This is a genomic window from Streptomyces sp. x-19 (assembly GCF_046549115.1).
Classification (GTDB): Bacteria; Actinomycetota; Actinomycetes; order Streptomycetales; family Streptomycetaceae; genus Streptomyces; species Streptomyces albulus_C.
The window spans coordinates 158,189-177,015 of sequence record NZ_JAJPWK010000011.1 but is presented as its reverse complement, the minus strand read 5'-3'; the positions used below and the strand labels follow the sequence as shown (position 1 = coordinate 177,015).

Sequence of the window (18,827 nt, the reverse complement as noted above, 5' to 3'; positions counted from 1 at the left end):
GCGGGCGAGCACCGGGGCGCTGTGCGGGCCGGCTGGTCACGGGCCGGGCCGGCGTCCGGCAGGCCACCCCCGTTGCGGACTGCCGGCGAACCCGCCGGCGGCTCCCCACCCGACAGCTCTCCACCCGGCGGTGGAGCGGACGGGTGGAGAGTCGTGCCGACCGGTCCGACCTCGGGGCCGACGCCTCTCCACCCGTCCGGCTCCTAGCGTCGACGGCAGGTCGACGTCGTACCGGAAGGACCGGTGCCGGACCGCTGGAGGCCGTCGTGGGAGCCGAGGGAACCGCACGTGCGCGAGGGGCGCAGCGGTGGCGCGCCGTGGGCGTGCCGCTGGCCGTCAACATCGTGCTGCCGATGGTCCTGTACTACGTGCTGCGCGCGCAGGACGTGGCCCAGTGGCAGGCCCTGTTGCTGAGCGGCGTGGCACCGGCGGCGCACGCCCTGGGCACGGCGCTGGTGCGGCGTCGCATCGAGGTGTTCGACCTCCTCGTGGTCGTGCTGCTGGCGGTGTCGGCGGGCCTTTCGGCGTTCAGCGGCAGCCCCCGGGTGCTGCTGCTGAAGGACGCCGGCATCCCCGCCGTCCTGGGGCTGTGGATCCTGGGCACCCGGTTCGCGGCCCGGCCCTTCGCGTTCCACTTCGCGGCCCGGCTGCGCGGCCCGTCCGGTACCGAGGCAGCCGAGCGTGCCTGGGCTCAACTGCCGGAATTCCGGAGCGCATTGCGCGGGCTGACGCTCCTGTGGGGCGGCGCGCAGCTGCTCGATGCCGCGCTGAGCACGATGGCGGCGCTGGCCCTGCCGGTCGATCTGGTGCCGGTGCTCGGCAAGATCGAGTCCTTCACGATCCTCGGCGTGCTGGTGGCGCTGACCGTCCGCCGCAGCCGGGCCTTCCGCGGCCGGTACGGCATCGGGCTGTTCGGCGCGCCGGCCGTGGCGGGTGCCTCGGGTGCGGCCCCGATCCGCACCGCCGGTGACGCGATGCGGACGTGACGGCCGGCGCGGACGGTCCGACGGGGTAGCGGGGCGGGGTAGCGGGGGAGTTCGGCGTGGGCGGCGTCACGGGTCGGCCGGTCCGTCGTTGGACCGGTCGACAATCCGCTCTCCCCTCATCTGGAGCCCATATGAACTCCCTTGTACGTGGACGTCGTCGGGAACGCGTCCGTGCGGTCGCGGCCCTGGCGCTCGCCGTCGGCGCGGTCCTGTTGCCGGTGGCCACCGCGGACGCCGCCGACCTCGGCATGATCACCTACACCACGCCGGCCGGTCGGGCCGCCACCCTCAAGCAGCCCGAACCCGGCCGTTGTTACGCCATCGCGGGGGCCGGCACGACCTCCAACCTCTCCCTGGTCGGGAAGACCGCCCACTTCTACGCCCGACCGAACTGCGCCGGACGTCCGGTCGCCGACCTCGGCCCGGGCAAGCACCGGAACCTGCGCTTCGCCTCGTTGCGCGTGGACGCCGACTGAGCCGGACCGGCACCGGGCGACGCCGGCGGGGTCCGCGCCCCGCCGGCTTCCGGGCGCCCGGCTACGGCTGCGCCGGCCCGTCCCCGACGGGCATACGGGCGAGCGGGGCCGGCTCCTGGAAGAAGTCCTTGGCGCGGACCATGGCGCGGTCGTCGTTCCGCACCTGGCCGGGGCGGGAGCCGTTGCCGAGCAGCACCCCGCCGAAGTGCATCCGCAGGTACGCCGCGGTGTGGTGGAGCGTGGTCACCAGGCCGTCGGCGCGGACCTCGTCGCTGCGGGACGTCGGCGGGGAGTTGGGCGGCGGCGGTGCGGGCGAGGATCTCGGTGTTCCCGTCGGAGCGGGAACTGGCGAGGACGAAGAGGAACGAACGGTCCGCACTGGTGGGTGCGGCGTCGGGCGTGGCTCTGTGCGTGGTCATGGCTGCTCCGGTCTCGGGTCCCCGGGTGCGGCTGCCTCGGCGGAACGGGCCGATCGCCGCCCAAAGAACGGGGTCGCTGACTTTCTTCGGTTCGCCGTCTCCAACTCCCGTGCGCCGGCGCCTATTCCACGGTCGCGGCAGAGCGTCCGCACTGTGGACGGTCAGTGCCCCGCCGGCTAGTGGGCGGCGAACTGGTCGAGGAGCCGGGCCAGGGCGTCCTCGCCGAACATCAGCCGCAGGCTGGCGTCCGATGCGGGGGCGGAGGCGGTGCCGCGCGGGAAGAGGGCCTCCTCGTACGCGGTGAGGGCGGCCTCGCGGTCGCCGGGGTGGGCGGCCAGCGCCCGGCCGGGTTCGGCGCCGTCCAACATGGCGAGGTTGGCCCCCTCGCCGGCGAAGGGCGACATCAGGTGTGCGGCGTCGCCCAACAGCGTCACACCAGGGGTGCGGGCGGTCGGCGAGTCCTCCAGCTCGAAGACGGTCGCCTCGATGCCGTGCACGTGCAGGACGCGGGCCAGCGTCAGGCCGCCGAGGCCGCCGCCGAGGCCGCCGCTGAGGATGGCGAGGGGGTGGTGGGTGGTCATGGGGGTGTGGGCTCCTTGGGGTGGGTGGGTGCGCCGGGGGAGGAGTGCCCGGGGCGCTCAGGCGGGGTCGGGTCGATCCGGCCGCGCGGTTTCCGACATTCCGTTGATCAGTACGTGGAAACCCCAGGTCAGGCGGTCTTCGCCGGCACCGGAGAAGAGGTCGGTGCCGAGGGCGGCTAGCCGCGGGAAGGTCTGCGGGGAGGCGTGGCGCACCGCGGCCGTCAGGGCGTCGTGCTCGTCCTGGGCGTGCGGGGCGGCGTCCCGGGCGGACTGTTCGGCCGCGGTGGCGGTGCCGAACTGCAGGAGGGCGTCCACGCCCCAGGCGGCGCGGTCGTCCGGGACGCCGCCTTCGGCCAGCAGGGCCAGCAGGGTTTCCAGCAGCTCCAGGTAGTGCGGTCCCGAGGGGCGGGTCACCAGGGCCGAGCGGGCCGGTTCCGGGTGTGCGAACAGCACCGAGGTGTAGGACGACATGACGCGGGCCAGGCGGTCGCGCCAGGCGCCCGTGGAGCGGGCCGGTCGGAGGTCGACCTCACCCAGCAGCTTGTCCAGGACGGCCGCGTGCAGGGCGGCGGTGTTGGCCACGTACACGTAGAGCGAGGCCGGGCCGGTGTCCTCGCGGGGCGCTCGCGGCGGCTGCGTGGGGCAGCGGGCTCGGCTGGGGTTCCCGGGGTGGTGGGCATGACACGACGGTAACGAACGCGTACGTCACGAACAAGGTCGTTCGCGGCGATCTCGGGCGGTGGGGGTACCGAACCGGAACGGAGTGACATGCCTGGCTGGCGGCGGCCCGGGACGTGTCTGGCGGGTGTCGGAAGGTTGCCAGGCATCGGTCGGGCGGAAATGGGCAGGTGGTCCTCATCCACCACGGTTACCGTTGGCGCTGCCGCGCGCCGGCAGCAGCCGGGTGCAGTACCGCACGAAGGATGAGGAATGGACCTGACCGCACGCACGCCCGCCGAACTGTCCGACCAGCTCACCGCGCTCCGCGCCGAGCACCAGCGGCTCAAGGACCGCGGTCTGCGCCTGGACCTGACCCGCGGCAAGCCCGCCGCCGAACAGTTGGCGCTGTCGTCGGCCCTGTTGGGTCTGCCGGGCCTCGACGACCACACCGCCGCGGACGGCACCGACTGCCGCAACTACGGCGGTCTGCGCGGTCTGCCCGAACTGCGCGCGACCTTCGCCGAACTGCTCCAGGTGCCGGCGGAACAGTTGGTGGCCCTCGGCAACTCCAGCCTGGAGTTGATGTACGAGTGCCTGGTGGACGCCGTGCTGTTCGGTGTGGTGGGCGGCGACGCGCCCTGGCCGCGGGAGGGGCGGACGGCCGTGTTGTGCCCGGTGCCCGGCTACGACCGGCACTTCGCGATCTGCGAGAAGCTGGGCATCGACATGCTTCCCGTGCCGATGACGGAAACCGGCCCGGACATGGACGAGGTGGAACGCCTCGTGGCCGACGAGCGGGTCAAGGGCATCTGGTGCGTGCCCAAGTACAGCAACCCCACGGCCGTCACCTTCTCCGCCGAAACGGTGCGCCGCCTGGCCGCCATGGAGACCGCCGCCCCTGATTTCCGCATCTTCTGGGACAACGCCTACGCGGTGCACCAGGTGGCCGGGGCGGACGAGCCGCTGGCGGACGTGCTGGGCCTGAGCGTCGAACACGGCCATCCCGACCGGGTCTTCGTCTTCGGATCGACCTCGAAGATCACCGCGGCCGGCAGCGGCGTCGCCTTCTTCGGGTCCTCGCCGGCCAACGTCGCCTGGCTCCTCGGCCACCTCGCCAAGCGGACGATCGGACCCGACAAGGTCAACCAGCTCCGCCACGCCCGCCTCCTGCCCGACGCACCGGCCGTGCACGCCCACATGGCCCGCCACGCCGCCGTGCTGCAACCCAAGTTCGAGCTGGTCGACGCCCTCCTGGAGAAGCGGCTCGGAGACACCGGCGTGGCCTGGTGGACCCGCCCCCGGGGCGGCTACTTCGTGAGCCTGGACGTGCTGGACGGCTGCGCGGCCCGCGTGGTGGAACTGGCCGCCGACGCCGGCGTCGCCCTGACCCCCGCGGGTGCCACCTTCCCCTACGGCAAGGATCCCCGGGACCGCAACATCCGCCTCGCGCCGAGCTACCCCGCCCCCGACGAACTCCGCGACGCGGTCGAAGCCCTGACGCTCTGCGTCGAACTCGCCTCGGTGGAGCGCCTGTTGGCGGCATCCGACACGCCCGCCTGAGCGCGGCGCGCGGCCCGCTCCGCGGCGGCACGGCTCCCGGGACGCCCCCTGACCTCGTGTGAGAGGATCCCGGCCCGAGCGGTGCGGAGCGCGCCGCGCGAGCGGCAGCCGGCTCCGGCCGGTCGAGGAGGGTGACGGTGTTCGCGACATCCCTGGGGGCGGACGGCGCGGAGCTGCGGCCGCTGGAGCCTTGGCAGGCCGAGGAGTTCCTGGCCCACATCGACCGCGGCCGGGAGTTCATCGGCCGCCACAACGGGCTGCCGGACGTCATCACCGACCTGGCGTCGAGCCGCGCGTACCTGACGTCGTACGCCGAGAAGACCGCGGCCGACACCGGGCGGATCTACGGCATCCGCTCGGCCGGTCAACTGGTCGGGGCGATCCTGCTGCGGACGATGGACACCGCACAGGGCGTGGCCGAGGCCGGCTGCTGGCTGGAGCCGTCGGCGGTCGGCAAGGGGCTGGTGACCCGGGCGGTGCGGGCGGTCGTCGACTGGGCGGTCGAAGAACGGGGGATCCATCGCGTCGAGTGGTGGGTCGCCTCGGCGAACGCGCCCAGCATCGCGGTGGCCCGGCGGCTCGGCATGACGCGCGAGGGCGTGCTGCGCGAGAGCTACGCGTACCGCGGCGAGCGGCACGACATGGAGATCTGGTCGGTGCTCGCGCCGGAGTGGCGGGCGCACCGCCCCTCGTCCTGACGCCGGGCGGCGCCTCGCCGCCGGGACACGTTCCGTGTTCCCCGAGCCACGCTGCGGAGCACCGGCAGGTCGTCGGCCGTCCGGGTGGCGCCGCCGGGTGCGACGGTCGTAGCCTGCTCCGCAGAGAGGCAGCGACCGCCCCGCGGGGACGCGTTCGGGCCGTGACGGCAACCGCACCCTGCGTCGCAGCCGGTGTCCGAGGCGTTCATCCGTGCGAAGTGGCTGAGGAGCGGATATGCGATTTCACAGGGCAACGGCAGCACTCATGGTCTGTGCGGGGGCGGCACTGGCGACGGCCACCATGCCGGCGTCCGCCTCCGCCGCCACCACACCGCCCACCGGCAACCGCGTGGCGGTCATCGACTGCACCGGCAACGCACAGCACAGTCCCGGCACCTTCATGCTCGCCTGCGGGGACGGCAACAACGTCCTGACGTCGCTGCGCTGGTCGCAGTGGCACTCCCGGTCCGCGGTGGCGGAGGGCACGGACATGGTCAACGACTGCCAGCCCTACTGTGCGGCCGGCCACTTCCACGGCTATCCGGTGCGGGTGCGCCTGGACACCCCGCAGGCCAGGACCGGTCACGACGGGCAGCGGCACTTCACCCGCGTCACGCTGACGTACCCCGCGGGCCGGCCCGCCGACACTCCGCGCGTGGTCACCCTGAACCTCTGGAGCTGACGGCACCGCCCCGCGTCGGGGCAGGGGTGGCCCCGCCCCGACGCGCCACCGGTCACTTCAACCGGCCCGTCTTGACGAGCTGTTCGCTGCCGAGACCGGTCGCCCCGAAGTTGGCGAGGTCCTTGCGGACCGCGAGGATCTGCGGCCGCTGGTAGAGCGGGAGCGAGTGGCCGAGCTCCCAGACCGCGGCGTCCGCCTGGTTGTACAGGGCGATCTGCTTCTTCACGTCGGTGGTCCGGGACGCCGCCAGCAGCAGGCGGTCGACCTCGGGGGAGGAGACCCCGCCGTAGTTGCTGAAGGTGTTGCCGCCCTGCGGCATGCGGTAGCCGCTGTACGCCTGGGAACGGAAGACCTGGTCGACCTGGCGGAACTGGCTGAGGTCGTAGTTGCTGCGGTGGACGTACTTGTCGAAATAGTCGTTGGACGGCACCTTGCGCAACTGGGCGTCCACGCCGATCTCGCCGAGCATCTGCTGCGTGAGCTTCGCCTGGTCCATCGCCAGGCCCGCGGTGTCCGACGGCAGCACGTAGTCCAGGGTCAGTCGGGCACCGTCCTTGGTGCGCGGCTTGCCGGGGCCGGCGTCCCGCCAACCGGCCGCGTCCAGCAGCTTCCTGGCCCGGGTGACGTCCCGCTTGCCGAACGACCCCGCGTTGTCCTGGTAACCCTCCTGGTTGGGCATGAAGAAGTGGTTGCCGAGCACCTTCGGCTGGAAGGGCAGGTCCTTGCCCGCCACCTTCGCCAGCGCCGTGCGGTCGACCCCCAACATCACTGCCTGCCGGACCCGGAGGTCCCGGAGCGGGCCGCGCCGGCCGTTCAGGCTGAGGGTCACCTGGTCCCAGCGCGCGCCGATGCGGATGTCGGTCCCCTTGTCGCCCTTCAGCCGCTGGTACGCCTCGGGACTGGCGGCGCTGGTGTAGTCGATCTCCTTGTTGAGGTAGGCGTCGACGTAGCTGGAACCGTCCAGCGCCCAGAAGATCACCTTGTCCAGTTTCGGCTTCTCGCCCCACCACTTGGGGTCGGGCACCGCGGTGATGGTCTGTGCGGTCCGGTCGTAGGCGCCGATCTTGAAGGCGTTGGCGGTCACCGGGACGGTGCCGGCCCACGCCTTGGCGAAGCTCTCCGGGGTGGCGTTCAGCGAGGCCGGCAGCAGCGGGTTGAACAGGTTCTGCCAGTCCGCGTACGGAGTGCCGAAGGTGACCGTGACCTCCTGGTCGTCGGCGCCCCGGGCGACGTCGGAGATCTGCGCGTAGCCGCTGGTGTCCGCGGCGGCGAACCGCTTGTCCCTCCCGTTCAACGCCTTCCACTGGGCCGCGAAGTCCCGCCAGCTCAGCGGCTTCCCGTCGGACCACTTCGCCTTCGGGTTGAGGCGGTATCTGACCACCTGCGGGGCGGTGGAGACGACCTCGGCGGAGGCGAGGAAATCGGGGTTGCGGTGCGGAACCCCCTTGGCGTCCAGCCGGAACAGCTCCGGTTCGACCAGTTCCGTGATGGCGGAGGCGTCGCCCTGGGTCCCGTCGATCTGGTTGGGGTTGTACTGGCTGATCCACTGCTCGATCGCCATCTTGAGCGTGCCGCCCTGTTTCAAGTCCGCGACCGGGTGCGGATTGAGGTCCTGGGCGCCGGTGGCCGGCGCCGAACCGCCCCGCGACGCATCGTCCGACGCGCCCCCGGAACCACCACAGGCTGTGATCACCGCGGCGGTGGACAGGGTCACGACGGCCAACGCCATTTTTCTGCGGGACCGGTTCATGCTGCGCTTCCTCTCGGTGGACGAGCGCCGCACAACTACGGCGCACAGGCACCGTAAGCCGGTCCGGACCATTTTAAATCCCCAGGTCAGAGCATTTATCAAGGCTGCAATGAAGGGTTCATGCAACTGCCTGGCCGGGCCACATCGGTGCGATAGCGTCTGGCGGCACCGCCCCCTGCGAAGGATGCCCACCCGTGTTCGTCCACCTCGCCAAACGCCTCGGCTATTACGCTCTGTTGCTGGCGCTCGCCGTCGTCATCTCGTACGTCCTGTCCTCGCTGGCCCTGTCACCACGCGGCTACTTCGAAGGCAGACAGCCGGCACCGCCGCCCGAAGCCATCGACACCCAACTCACCGCGCTCGGCATCAACGACCGCACCCCGCTGTGGGAACGGTTCGGTGACTGGCTCGGCCACGCGCTCCGCGGCGACCTCGGCCGCACCCTCGACTCCTCGGACGTCGGCGCCGAGTTCGGCCGCCGGATCGGCGTCAGCCTGCGGCTGCTGCTGGCCGGCACGGTCCTCGGCACCGTCGGCGGCGTGCTCCTCGGAACCTGGGGAGCGGTGCGCCAGTACCGGTTCTCCGACCGCGCCGTGACCCTCTTCGCGTTCCTGCTGCTCGCCACCCCGACGTTCCTGCTCGCCGTCCTCCTCAAGACCGGCGCCATCCACGCCAACGAGGCGGCCGGCCGTGAACTCATCAGCTTCACCGGCGAGAAGACGCCCGGCCTGACCGGGAGCTTCGCCACCCTGTTCGGCGACCGCGCGGTGCACCTCCTGCTGCCGACGCTCGCCATCGCGCTCGGCACCGCGGCCGCCTACAGCCGCTATCAGCGCGGCACCATGCTCGACGTGCTCGGCTCGGACTTCCTGCGGACCGCCCGCGCCAAGGGCCTGCGCCGCCGCACCGCGGTCCTCAAGCACGGCCTGCGCACCGCCCTCGTCCCGATGTCGACGTTCTTCGCCTACGGCTTCCTGGCCCTGTTCACCGGCGCCGCCTTCACCGAGAAGGTCTTCGGCTGGCACGGCATGGGCGCCTGGTTCATCGACGCGGTCGGCAAGGGCGACGTCAACTCCGTCGTCGCCGTCAACGTGTTCGCCGCCGTGGTGGTGCTGCTCGCCGGCTTCCTCGCCGACGTCCTGCACGCCGCGCTCGACCCGCGCGTCCGGACCAGCTGAGGAGCCGCCCCCATGAACCGCATCGCGCTGCGCCGCTTCGTCCGCAACACCAACGCCGTCCTCGGCGCCGGCCTCCTGCTGCTGCTCTTCCTGCTGGCCTTCGCGGGCCCCTCCCTCACGCACTGGAGCCACACCGACATCGACTACACCGCCCTGCGCCAACCTCCCTCCACCACACACTGGTTCGGCACCAACAGCATCGGCCAGGACGTCTACGCACAGGTGCTGCGCGGACTGCAGAAATCCCTGCTGATCGGCCTGCTGGTGGCCTTCCTCGCGACCGTCCTGGCCTCGTTCGCCGGTGCCTGCGCCGGCTACTTCGGGGGCTGGACCGACCGGCTGACCACCCTGCTCATCGACCTGCTGCTGGTCTTCCCGGCCTTCCTGATCATCGCGATCGTCTCGCCCCGCCTGCGCTCGGCGAACTGGCTCGCCTTCGTCGGCCTGCTGGCCGCCTTCGGCTGGATGCTGACCGCCCGCGTGGTCCGCTCGATGACCCGCTCCCTCACCGAACGCGACTTCGTCCGCGCCGCCCGCCTCATGGGCGTCCACCCGCTGCGCATCATCGTCCGCCACGTCCTCCCCAACATCGCCTCCTTCCTCATCGTCGACGCCACCATCGCGGTCGGCGGCGCGGTGATGAGCGAAACCGGCCTGTCCTACTTCGGCTTCGGCGTCCAACCACCCGACGTCTCCCTGGGCACCCTGATCGCCGACGGCACCGGCGCCGCCCTCACCTACCCCTGGATGTTCTTCTTCGCCGCCGGACTGCTGGTGGTGTTCGTCCTCGCCGTCAACTTCCTCGGCGACGGGCTGCGCGACGCCCTGGACCCGACCTCGGACCGGGCCCGCGGGCGGCGCGCGCCACGGGCCTCCCGCCGCCCCACCGCGCCGCCCGCCGCGCGCACGTCCCACCGCACCGAGCACCGCGCCCCGGAAAGGACCGCAGGAGCATGACCGCACCGCACCCGGACACCCGACGGCGGACCGTCCCCCGCCGCGCCGGCAGCCGTCCCGCCGCCGACCGCCCCGCCGACGCCGTACTGCGCGTCCGCGACCTGCACGTCGCGTTCGACGGCCCCCAAGGCCCGGCCCCCGCCGTGCGGGGCGTGGACCTCATCCTGCACCGGGGCGAAGTCCTCGGCCTGGTCGGGGAGTCCGGCTCCGGCAAGTCCACCGTCGCCCTCGCCGCCCTGGGCCTGCTGCCCGAGACCGCCCGGGTCAGCGGCTCGGTGACCGTCGCCGACACCGAACTCGTCGGCGCGAGCGACGCGGCCCTCTCCCGGCTGCGCGGACGCCGCATCGCCATGGTCTTCCAGGACCCGCTGTCCGCACTCACCCCCGTGCACCGGGTCGGCGACCAGATCGCCGAGGCCATCCGCGTCCACCACGACGTCTCCCGGGCCCACGCCCGCCGGCGGGCCGTGGAACTCCTCGACCTGGTCGGCATCCCCGACCCCGCCGTCCGCGCCGCGGCCCACCCCCACGAGTTCTCCGGCGGGATGCGGCAGCGCGCACTGATCGCCATGGCCATCGCCAACGAACCCGAGGTCCTGCTCGCCGACGAACCCACCACCGCCCTCGACGTCACCGTCCAGGCCCAGGTCCTCGACGTGCTGCGCACCGCACAGCGCACCACCGGGGCGGCCCTGCTGCTGGTCAGTCACGACCTCGGCGTCATCGCCGGGATGGCGGACCGGGTGGCGGTCATGTACGCCGGCCGGATCGTGGAGTCCGGCCCGGCCGCCGAGCTGTTCGCGACGCCCCGGATGCCGTACACCATGGGCCTGCTGGGCGCCGTGCCCCGGCTCGACGAGCCGGTGGCGGACCCCGAAGCCGGCGCACCGGCCGATGCGACCGCGCCCCGCCCCCGGACGCCCCTCATCCCCATCCCCGGCGCCCCGCCCGAGCCGCACGACCTGCCCGCCGGCTGCGCCTTCGCCCCGCGCTGCCCGCTGGCCGACGACGCCTGCCGGACCGCGGAGCCGGTGCTGCTGCCGCTCGGCGCGGCCGGGCGGACCGGGGCGTACGCGGCCTGCCGGCACGCGGACCGGATCGCCGCCGACGGGCTGACCGCCACCGACGTCTACCCCGCACCGCCCGCCCCCGCCCGCCGCACCGTCGGGTCCGACGGCGCCCCGGGCCGCGACGGCCGCGCACCCGTCCTGAAGGTCACCGGCCTCACCAAGACCTTCCCCGTCCGCAAGGGAGCGGTCTTCCCGCGCCGGGTCGGCAGCGTCCACGCGGTGGACGGCGTCGACCTCGACGTCCGGCACGGCGAAACGCTGGGCCTGGTCGGCGAATCCGGCTCCGGCAAGACCACCGCGCTGATGGAGGTCCTGGGCCTGACCGCGCCCGAGGGCGGCACCGTGGAGGTGCTCGGCCACGACACCCGCACCCTGGACCGGGCCGTGCGCAAGGAACTGCGCGGCCAGGTGCAGATCGTCTTCCAGGACCCGCTGTCCAGCCTGGACCCCCGGCTGCCGGTCGGCGAGATCATCACCGAGCCGTTGCGCGCCCAGGGCGCCGATCGGGCCCAGGCGGCCGCCCGCGTCCCCGAGTTGCTGCGCCTGGTCGGACTCTCCCCGGACCACGCGGACCGCGCCCCGCACGCCTTCTCCGGCGGCCAGCGCCAACGCATCGGCATCGCCCGCGCCCTGTCCGTCCGACCGCGGCTGCTGGTCCTGGACGAACCGGTCTCCGCCCTCGACGTCTCCGTCCAGGCCGGCGTCCTCAACCTGCTCACCGACCTGCGCGCCGAACTCGGCCTGTCGTACCTCTTCGTCTCCCACGACCTGTCCGTGGTCCGGCACATCGCCGACCGGGTGAGCGTGATGTACCTGGGGCGCACCGTCGAACACGGGCCGGTGGCCGAGGTGTTCGGCGCGCCCCGACACCCCTACACCCGTGCCCTGCTGTCGGCAGTGCCCCTGCCGGACCCGCTGCGCGAGCGCGGACGCGAACGGATCCTGCTCCCCGGAGACCCGCCGAGCCCCACCCGCCGCACCACCGGCTGCGGCTTCCGCAGCCGCTGCCCGCTGTACGCCGCACTGTCCGCGACGCACGACGCCGACCGGCGCAGCCGCTGCGAACGGCAGGCCCCGGCCCTGACCGCACCCGGCCCCGACCGTTCCGCGGCCGCCTGCCACCACGCCGAACGGCCCTGACCGGCCCGGCGCCACGACCACCCGACCCGGGGAGCCGCCGCTCCACAAGAGCCCGGTGCCCCACACCCACACCCCATCACCCTAGGGAACGCACACCATGCACCACACCGCCCCGCACCCCGCCGCACGGCGCCCCGAGAGCGGACGGCCCGCCGCGCCGCGCCGCCGCGCCCTCCTGGCGACCGCCGCCGCAACCGCCCTCACCCTCCTCGTCGCCGGCTGCGGCACCGCCGGCTCCCAGGCGCACCGCATCCGGGTCGGCGTCAGCGGCGACTCCACCGAATGGGACGTGCTCGCCGAGGAGGCGAAGAAGCAGGGTCTCGACGTCGAGGTGGTGCCGTTCGACGACTACTCGCTGCCCAACAAGGCGCTGGCCGCCGGCGACATCGAACTGAACGCCTTCCAACACCTGGTGTTCCTCGCCCAGTCCAACACCGAGAACGGCACCGACATCGTGCCGCTGGCGCCGACCAGCGTCGTTCCCATGGGCCTGTACTCCAAGAAGGTCAAGCGGCTGGCCGACCTCCCGGACGGCGCCCGGATCGCCCACCCCAACGACCCGGCCAACGAGGGACGGGCCCTGCGGCTGCTGGCCCGGGCCAAGCTCATCGAGCTGAAGAAGGGCACCGGGCTCTACGCCACCGCGGACGACATCGCCGCCAACCCCCACCACCTGCGCTTCACCCCCGTCAACGCCCAGCAGACCCCCCGGCTGCTCGCCGACGTGGACGCCGCGGTCATCAACGACGGCGTCGCCTCGCTGTCCGGCATCCGCGCGCAGACCGCACTGTTCAAGGACGACCCGCAGAGCCCGGACATCCGCCCCTACCTCAACGTCATCGCGGCCCGCGCCAAGGACCGGGACAACCCCGACTACGCCAAGGTCGTCAAGCTCTACGCCAGCAAGCCGGTGCAGGACGAGGCGCGCCGGACCTCCAACGGCACGGCCGTCCACCTCAACCTCTCCGCGGCCGAACTGGCCGCGGAACTCGCCCGGGTCGACCGCCAGCTCAAGGGGGCGTCGTGACCACCCCACAGCCCACCGCGCAACCCCGTCACGTCATCCAACTCGACGCTGTCAGCAAGGAGTTTGCCGGCGGGACGCTCGCCGTCGACCGGGTGTCGCTGGCCGTCGCCCCGGGCAGCGTCTTCGGTATCGTCGGCCACAGCGGCGCCGGCAAGTCCACCCTGCTGCGGCTGATCAACCTGCTGGAGACCCCCACCACCGGCACCGTCACGGTGGCCGGCCAGGAGCTCACCGCCCTCGGCAGTCGCCAACTGCGTGCCGCCCGGCGGGACATCGGCATGGTCTTCCAACAGTTCAACCTCTTCCGCTCCCGCACCGTCCTCGGCAACGTCGCCTACCCGCTGCGACAGGCCGGCGCCACCCGTGCCGAAGCCAGGGAACGCGCCGCGGAAGCCCTGCGCTTCGTCGGCCTCGCCGACCAGGCCAAGCGCTACCCCGAGCAGCTCTCCGGCGGCCAGCGGCAACGCGTCGGCATCGCCCGCGCCCTGGCGACCGAACCCCGGGTGCTGCTCTGCGACGAGGCGACCTCGGCGCTCGACCCGCAGACCACCCAGGAGGTGCTGGCGCTCCTGCGGCGGGTCAACGACGAACTGGGCGTCACGATCGTGCTGATCACCCACGAGATGGAGGTGGTGCGGGCGGTCTGCGACCGGATGGCGGTGCTGGACGCCGGGCGGATCGTGGAGACCGGCCCGGTCCGGGAGCTGTTCGCGGCGCCTCAACACCCCACCACCCGGGCGTTCGTCCGCAGCGCCGTGCAGGCGTCACCGCTTCTCGACCTGCTGCCCGCGGCCTTGCGGAAGCACGGTGTGGACGAGGCCGTGACCGCTTCCGTGCTGGCGGAGGTGGGCGCATGATCCAGCAGGATTGGAGCCTGCTCTGGCCCAAGATCACCGAAGCCACCGGCCAGACGCTCTACATGGTGCTGGCCACCCTCGCCCTCTCCGGCCTGCTCGGCCTGGTCGTGGGACTGGCCCTCTACGCCACCCGCAAGGGCGGCATCCTCCAGCAACGGGCCGTCTTCGTCGTCCTCAGCACGGTGGTCAACGTCGTCCGCCCGGTGCCCGCGCTGATCGCGATCGTCGTCCTCTCCCCGGTGACGCGGGAGTTGATCGGGACGGCGGTGGGCACCGACGCGGTCGTCTTCCCCATGACGGTGATCGCCACGTTCGGCGTGGCCCGCATCGTGGAGAGCAACCTGCTCGCCGTCGAACCCGGCGTCATCGAGGCGGCCCGGGCGATGGGCACCCCTCCGGTGCGGATCCTGCTGACGGTCCTGGTACCGGAAGCACTGGGACCGCTGATCCTCGGCATGACGTTCATGCTGGTCGCGCTCATCGACTTCTCGGTGATCGCCGGCACGGTGGGCGGCGGGGGAGTCGGCAACCTCGCGATCACCCACGGCTATCTGCGGTTCGACACCCGGGTGATGGTGGTGACCGTCGTCATCCTCATCGTCCTGGTGCAGGCCGCCCAACTGTTGGGCAACGTCCTCTCGCGCAAGGTCCTCAGGCGCTGACGCGTACCCACGGGCGTCCGCCAACGCCCCGGCCACGGCCCCGCACAGGCACTCGGATAGCCTGACCGCTGCCGCAGCGCGGGCGGTGCCCGGCCACCGGAGGAGAGACCGGCGGCCACCGGTGCCGGCACCTGCGGGAGCCTGGCCGGGGCGGCGGCGGAACCACCCACCAACCGCAGAGGACGACATGCGCAACAAGCACCGACTGGTACGGGCCGGAATGGTGGTGCTGCTCGTGGGCGGCCTGGGCGCGTGCAGCGGTGGCACGAACGGCGCCGCGTCCGGGCCGGGCAGCGGCGGCCACGGCACCGCGACCGGCACCCAGGGCACTCCGCCGCACCCGGACGGCGTCTCGGGACTGCGCGCCGGTGTCCGGCACCTCACCAGGCAGACGACCGCGGCCACCCGACCGCACCGGGTCACCACCTGCACGCCCGCCACCCGGCAGGTCAAGCACACCAAGCGCAGCGGCCGCACCAAGAAGACCTGGTACACCACCGAGCACTACCAGGACTGCCACCAGACCACCCGCGGCACCGAGTCCTACCGCCGGGTGATCCGCCCGGAGCGCTGGTGCGTGAGGCTGGACGACGTCAACGGCGACCCGAAGAAGGACGCCGTCTGGTACCGCGTCACCTCCGCCACCTACCACCAGGCACTCGGCGCGGACGACCACGCCCGGCTGCGGTTCACTCCGACCGGCACCGGCTGCTGAACCGCGACGGCGCCGGCCGCGGCATCCACCGCGCCCGGCCCGGGCCCGGCGAGCGGGGCGCCCCGCCCGGCCGCCGGGCCCGTTCGTCTGCTGTCTCAGAGCGTCCGGCCGAAGAGGTCCACCAGCGCCCGCCAGTGACGTTCGTTCGCCTCGGCGTCGTACATGGCGGTGTCGACCTGGGTGTACCCGTGCTGGGCCCCTTCGTACAGTTCGCTGCGGTACCGGAGCCCCGCGGCGTCCAACGCCCGCTCCAGCTGCTCGATCTGCTCGGCCGACATCGAGTGGTCCTGGTCGGCGTGGCCGAAGTACAGCTCCGCCGTGATGCGGTCGAGGAGCAGGTGCGGACTGTCCGCCGCGTCGGTGATGAGGTTGCCGGCGTGGAACGCGCCCACGGCCGCGATCCGGTCGGGGAAGGCCGCTGCCGTGCGGAGCGCGAGGACGCCGCCCATGCAGTAACCGGTGGTTCCCACGGGGCCGTCGGCGACCTGTGGCGAGTCGGCCAGCCAGTCGAGGTACGTCCCGGCGTCCCGCATCGCCAGTTCGGGGGTCAGCGCGCGGATCAGGGGGAAGAGCTGGGTGAAGATCTCGGGCCGGTCGGCGGGGGAGACGTGTTCGGGAAGCTCCACGAGGGGAGCGCGCCCGGCGCGGTAGAGGACGTTGGGCACCAGCACCGCGTAGCCGTGCCCGGCCAGTCGCCTGGCCATCGCCTCCAACGAGGGCCGGAGCCCGAAGGCGTCCATGTAGAGCAGGACTCCGGGGTGCGGAGCGCCGTCGTCGGGGTGGGCGAAGTAGGCGTCGGCGGTCCCGTCCGGAGTGGGGAGGTCGAGTGATGCACCGTGCACAGGGGTCATGCCCACACGGTAACCCCTTGGCCGCTACAGCTTCCGACCGCGCGGCGGGGAGTCGCTCCCAAGCCGCGCGAAGGCGTGGGAACGAGCGAGAACGCGGGGTAACGCCCGAAGACCCGGGGAGGCCAGTGGGGCCGAGGCCGGCGCGACCCCCATCCCTCGTGGTGGGCGCGGCAGTTGGATGGGCGCTGTGCCGTCGTGCCGGGGCCGGCGCGCGGACGGCCGTGCGGGCCCGCTGGGGACGGGCCCGCAATCGCACTGCGTGCGGGGGCCGGGTCAGGCCGCCGCGTACGTGCCCCGCCCGGGGCGGGTGACCAGGTCCGTCTTCTTCACGGCCCGGTCGAGGGTGTTGCGCACGGACTCGATCTGTCCCGGGGTGGCTTCCCGGCCCAGCGCCTCGTTGATGTCCCGCGGACGCATCGGCGCGCCCGAGCCCTTCAACACGTCCAGCGCGGCGTCCAACAGGCTGCCGGAGTCCTTTTCCTTGGTGGCCGGGTGCTTGGCGACCGCGGCCCGCTTGGGCGCCGCCTTCTTCGCCTTGGGCTTCGCCGGTGCGGCCTTCTTGGCGGCCGGCTTCTTCGCCGTGCGGCGCTTGGCGCGCGGCGACGTCGCGGCCCGCGGCTGGGGCACGACGGACGCCGCGCCCTCGGGCTCGGCCGCCGGCTCGTCGGCGACCGGCGCCGCGGTGGTGTCCGCGGCCCGGCCCTCGTCGGACGCTTCCTGGCCGGCGACATCCGCATCCGCGGGCGCCACCACGGTGACCGAACCAACCGCCACCGACTGCCTGTCGGGGACGGCGGCACCGGTCAACACCCGCAGGTGCTCCAGTGCGCTGCGGGCGGACGTCGCCCGCTGCACCACGGCGTCGAGCTGGCCGCGCAGGTGCCGTTCCTGCTCTTCGAGCTCGGGCAGTACGCCTTCGAGATTCTGGATCGTCTGATGGAGAACGGACTCAGTCATGTGTTTCCTAACCTCACGGGGGAATGAGATTCCAGTCACCATACGCCCAACGACCGTGCTGCGGGAGAGGGGACGGCCTTGGCGGGATGATCTGACGGAAGTGCACCGGGTCCGGATGAGCCAGTTCGTGCCTGCGCAACACGCCCCGGGCGCCGCCCGGTCAGCTGTCTGGAACCCCTCCGGCCTGGGCGGATGTCCACTGCGGCGGTGTGCGGCCGATGCCTTGCTCCAGGGTGGTGTTGGCGCGCGCGGAGGGGTGGGACAGGCGCCAGGCGGGGCGGTTCGGTGGGCGCTCAGGCGTGCGAGGCGTACGTCCACGGTGTTCGGCGCCGCCCCGGTGCAGTCGGCTGCGGTCTGCGCCGGCCACCAGGCGCGTTGTCCTGAACACGCTCCAACAGGCTCTGCAATGCGCCATGTTCAGCCACCAGGGAGCCGGCGACCAGGGCGTCCGTTCCCCATACCGGCAGGCCGCGCGGTGCGTCGACGTCCCGCCTGCCCGCACGGTGAACGGGGCAGACCGGCGGGCCGTCCGCGGTGCCGGGACGACGCGCCCGGCCGCACCCGGACCACGGCCGGGGTGGTCGCGGCGGTGCTCGGTCGTCCCGGCCCCGGTCAGCGTCGTCCGGTGTGTGCGGCCAGTCCGCGGGTGGTGAGCAAGTCGGCCAACTGGCGTGTGGGAGCAACGGGGTTGGCGGGGTGCACGAGTTCGGTGCGGTGGACCAGCCGGGGGGCGCTCACCGGGACGGCAACGACGCCGGGCAGCGCGGCCGCCACCGGCAGGGGGAGCGCCGTCAGACCGTGGCCGGCGGCGGTCAGCGCGGCCAGGCCGTGCAGGTCGGTGCCGCGGTGGCGGATCCGCGGACGGAAGCCCTCGGCGCGGCAGACGGCACGCAACCGATCGAGCGGGACCGCGGTGTCGGACGCGTCGATCCACTGTGCCTGGGCGAGGTCGGACAACCGCACCGCACGGCGCCCCGCCAGCGGATGGTCGCGCGGGAAGAGGACCGCCAACGTCTCCTCGGCCGCCGCGAGGGTGGTCATCGGCCCGAGGTCGGGCATCGGCAACGGGTCGCTGGGGGCGGCCGCACCGTCCACGAATCCGAGGTCGGCGCGCCCGGCCAGCACCTCCGCGAGCACCGCGTCCCGGCCCATGACCCGGACCTCCACGTCCAGCGCATGGGTCGCGGCGCGCAGGTCGGCCAGGGAGCGGGCCACCGTGGCGCCCAGCGCGGCCGGCGAGCAGGCGACCGTCAACCGGGTGGGACGTGCCTGGTGCAGGCGCGCGATGTCGGCCCGGGCCGCGTCCAGGCGCAGCAGGAGGGCGGGAGCGTGCTCCAACAGGCGTGCGCCGGCCGGCGTGGGCGCGACCGGCCGCCGCTCGACCAGGCGACTGCCCAAGTCGGCTTCCAGGGCGGCGATGTGCTGGGAGACCGCGGACTGGGTGTAGCCGAGCGCCGCGGCGGCGCCGGAGAAGGAGCGGTGGTCGAGGACCGCGACGAAGGTGCGCAGCAGATGCGGGTCCATGCGCCCGAGTATCGCACGCCGATCAGAATCACTTATCCGCAATGCACGAATCATCGTTGGACCTGATCCAGGCGCGC

At 73.0% G+C, this 18,827-nt stretch carries 18 protein-coding genes and 1 pseudogene; 12 read left to right on the top strand and 7 right to left on the bottom strand.

Annotated features, from left to right (window positions below):
* Positions 1-266: 266 nt before the first annotated feature.
* Together ACLJT4_RS24470 and ACLJT4_RS24465 are read left to right on the top strand one after the other, a co-directional pair.
* The gene (locus tag ACLJT4_RS24470) at positions 267-986 is read left to right on the top strand and encodes a VC0807 family protein (RefSeq protein WP_411125192.1); all 720 of its coding nucleotides are present in this window, start codon (positions 267-269) and stop codon (positions 984-986) included.
* 131 nt (positions 987-1,117) lie between these two features.
* The gene (locus ACLJT4_RS24465) at positions 1,118-1,462 is read left to right on the top strand and encodes a hypothetical protein (RefSeq protein WP_016578421.1); all 345 of its coding nucleotides are present in this window, start codon (positions 1,118-1,120) and stop codon (positions 1,460-1,462) included.
* A gap of 61 nt (positions 1,463-1,523) precedes the next feature.
* Here the strand turns inward: ACLJT4_RS24465 and ACLJT4_RS24460 are convergent, their stop codons facing one another.
* The 3 genes and pseudogenes from ACLJT4_RS24460 to ACLJT4_RS24450 form a co-directional block, all read right to left on the bottom strand.
* Positions 1,524-1,709: a hypothetical protein gene (locus tag ACLJT4_RS24460; RefSeq protein ID WP_411125189.1), complete on the bottom strand. Its 186-nt coding sequence runs from the start codon at positions 1,707-1,709 to the stop codon at positions 1,524-1,526.
* Positions 1,710-2,057: 348 nt separating this feature from the next.
* Positions 2,058-2,327, bottom strand: a pseudogene (locus ACLJT4_RS24455) (FAD-dependent oxidoreductase); the annotation flags it as partial.
* A 192-nt stretch (positions 2,328-2,519) separates the two neighbouring features.
* Positions 2,520-3,044, bottom strand: a complete 525-nt coding sequence (locus ACLJT4_RS24450; RefSeq protein WP_411125187.1) for a TetR/AcrR family transcriptional regulator C-terminal domain-containing protein — start codon at positions 3,042-3,044, stop codon at positions 2,520-2,522.
* Between the two features lie 348 nt (positions 3,045-3,392).
* On the opposite strand from ACLJT4_RS24450, the gene ACLJT4_RS24445 reads away from it, so the two are divergent.
* The 3 genes from ACLJT4_RS24445 to ACLJT4_RS24435 all read left to right on the top strand — a co-directional run bounded on the left by ACLJT4_RS24445 (position 3,393) and on the right by ACLJT4_RS24435 (position 6,062).
* Positions 3,393-4,682: an aminotransferase class I/II-fold pyridoxal phosphate-dependent enzyme gene (locus ACLJT4_RS24445; RefSeq protein WP_411125185.1), complete on the top strand. Its 1,290-nt coding sequence runs from the start codon at positions 3,393-3,395 to the stop codon at positions 4,680-4,682.
* A gap of 137 nt (positions 4,683-4,819) precedes the next feature.
* Positions 4,820-5,380 carry a GNAT family N-acetyltransferase gene (locus tag ACLJT4_RS24440; RefSeq protein ID WP_411125183.1) on the top strand — a complete coding sequence of 187 codons (561 nt, stop codon included), beginning with the start codon at positions 4,820-4,822 and terminating at the stop codon, positions 5,378-5,380.
* A gap of 235 nt (positions 5,381-5,615) precedes the next feature.
* A complete protein-coding gene (locus tag ACLJT4_RS24435) occupies positions 5,616-6,062 on the top strand; it encodes a hypothetical protein (RefSeq protein ID WP_411125181.1) in 447 nt (148 codons plus the stop codon).
* Positions 6,063-6,114: 52 nt separating this feature from the next.
* On the opposite strand, the gene ACLJT4_RS24430 is transcribed toward ACLJT4_RS24435, so the two are convergent.
* Positions 6,115-7,812, bottom strand: coding sequence for an ABC transporter family substrate-binding protein (locus tag ACLJT4_RS24430; protein WP_411125179.1), 1,698 nt, complete (start codon positions 7,810-7,812; stop codon positions 6,115-6,117).
* A 194-nt stretch (positions 7,813-8,006) separates the two neighbouring features.
* Between ACLJT4_RS24430 and ACLJT4_RS24425 the strand changes: the two genes are divergently transcribed.
* From ACLJT4_RS24425 to ACLJT4_RS24395, 7 genes are all read left to right on the top strand, one after another.
* The gene (locus ACLJT4_RS24425) at positions 8,007-8,990 is read left to right on the top strand and encodes an ABC transporter permease (RefSeq protein ID WP_411125177.1); all 984 of its coding nucleotides are present in this window, start codon (positions 8,007-8,009) and stop codon (positions 8,988-8,990) included.
* A gap of 12 nt (positions 8,991-9,002) precedes the next feature.
* Positions 9,003-9,947, top strand: coding sequence for an ABC transporter permease (locus ACLJT4_RS24420; protein WP_411125175.1), 945 nt, complete (start codon positions 9,003-9,005; stop codon positions 9,945-9,947).
* Positions 9,944-12,157 carry a dipeptide ABC transporter ATP-binding protein gene (locus ACLJT4_RS24415; RefSeq protein WP_411125173.1) on the top strand — a complete coding sequence of 738 codons (2,214 nt, stop codon included), beginning with the start codon at positions 9,944-9,946 and terminating at the stop codon, positions 12,155-12,157. The genes ACLJT4_RS24420 and ACLJT4_RS24415 overlap by 4 nt, the downstream gene beginning before the upstream one ends.
* Before the next feature lie 97 nt (positions 12,158-12,254).
* Positions 12,255-13,184, top strand: a complete 930-nt coding sequence (locus ACLJT4_RS24410; RefSeq protein ID WP_411125171.1) for a MetQ/NlpA family ABC transporter substrate-binding protein — start codon at positions 12,255-12,257, stop codon at positions 13,182-13,184.
* Complete coding sequence (locus ACLJT4_RS24405) at positions 13,181-14,041, top strand: methionine ABC transporter ATP-binding protein (protein ID WP_411125169.1); 861 nt, start codon at positions 13,181-13,183, stop codon at positions 14,039-14,041. Before ACLJT4_RS24410 ends, ACLJT4_RS24405 begins: the two co-directional genes overlap by 4 nt.
* Entirely contained in the window at positions 14,038-14,703 is a 666-nt protein-coding gene (locus ACLJT4_RS24400) for a methionine ABC transporter permease (RefSeq protein ID WP_016576102.1), read from the top strand. The genes ACLJT4_RS24405 and ACLJT4_RS24400 overlap by 4 nt, the downstream gene beginning before the upstream one ends.
* A 187-nt stretch (positions 14,704-14,890) precedes the next feature.
* Complete coding sequence (locus ACLJT4_RS24395) at positions 14,891-15,418, top strand: hypothetical protein (protein ID WP_411125167.1); 528 nt, start codon at positions 14,891-14,893, stop codon at positions 15,416-15,418.
* 95 nt (positions 15,419-15,513) lie between these two features.
* Here ACLJT4_RS24395 and ACLJT4_RS24390 read toward each other — a convergent pair whose 3' ends face one another.
* From ACLJT4_RS24390 to ACLJT4_RS24380, 3 genes are all read right to left on the bottom strand, one after another.
* Positions 15,514-16,269 (bottom strand): dienelactone hydrolase family protein, encoded by a 756-nt coding sequence (locus ACLJT4_RS24390; RefSeq protein ID WP_411125165.1) that lies wholly within the window; start codon positions 16,267-16,269, stop codon positions 15,514-15,516.
* Between the two features lie 273 nt (positions 16,270-16,542).
* Complete coding sequence (locus ACLJT4_RS24385) at positions 16,543-17,226, bottom strand: hypothetical protein (protein ID WP_411125163.1); 684 nt, start codon at positions 17,224-17,226, stop codon at positions 16,543-16,545.
* 612 nt (positions 17,227-17,838) lie between these two features.
* A complete protein-coding gene (locus tag ACLJT4_RS24380) occupies positions 17,839-18,750 on the bottom strand; it encodes a LysR family transcriptional regulator (RefSeq protein WP_411125161.1) in 912 nt (303 codons plus the stop codon).
* Between the last annotated feature and the right edge of the window lie 77 nt (positions 18,751-18,827).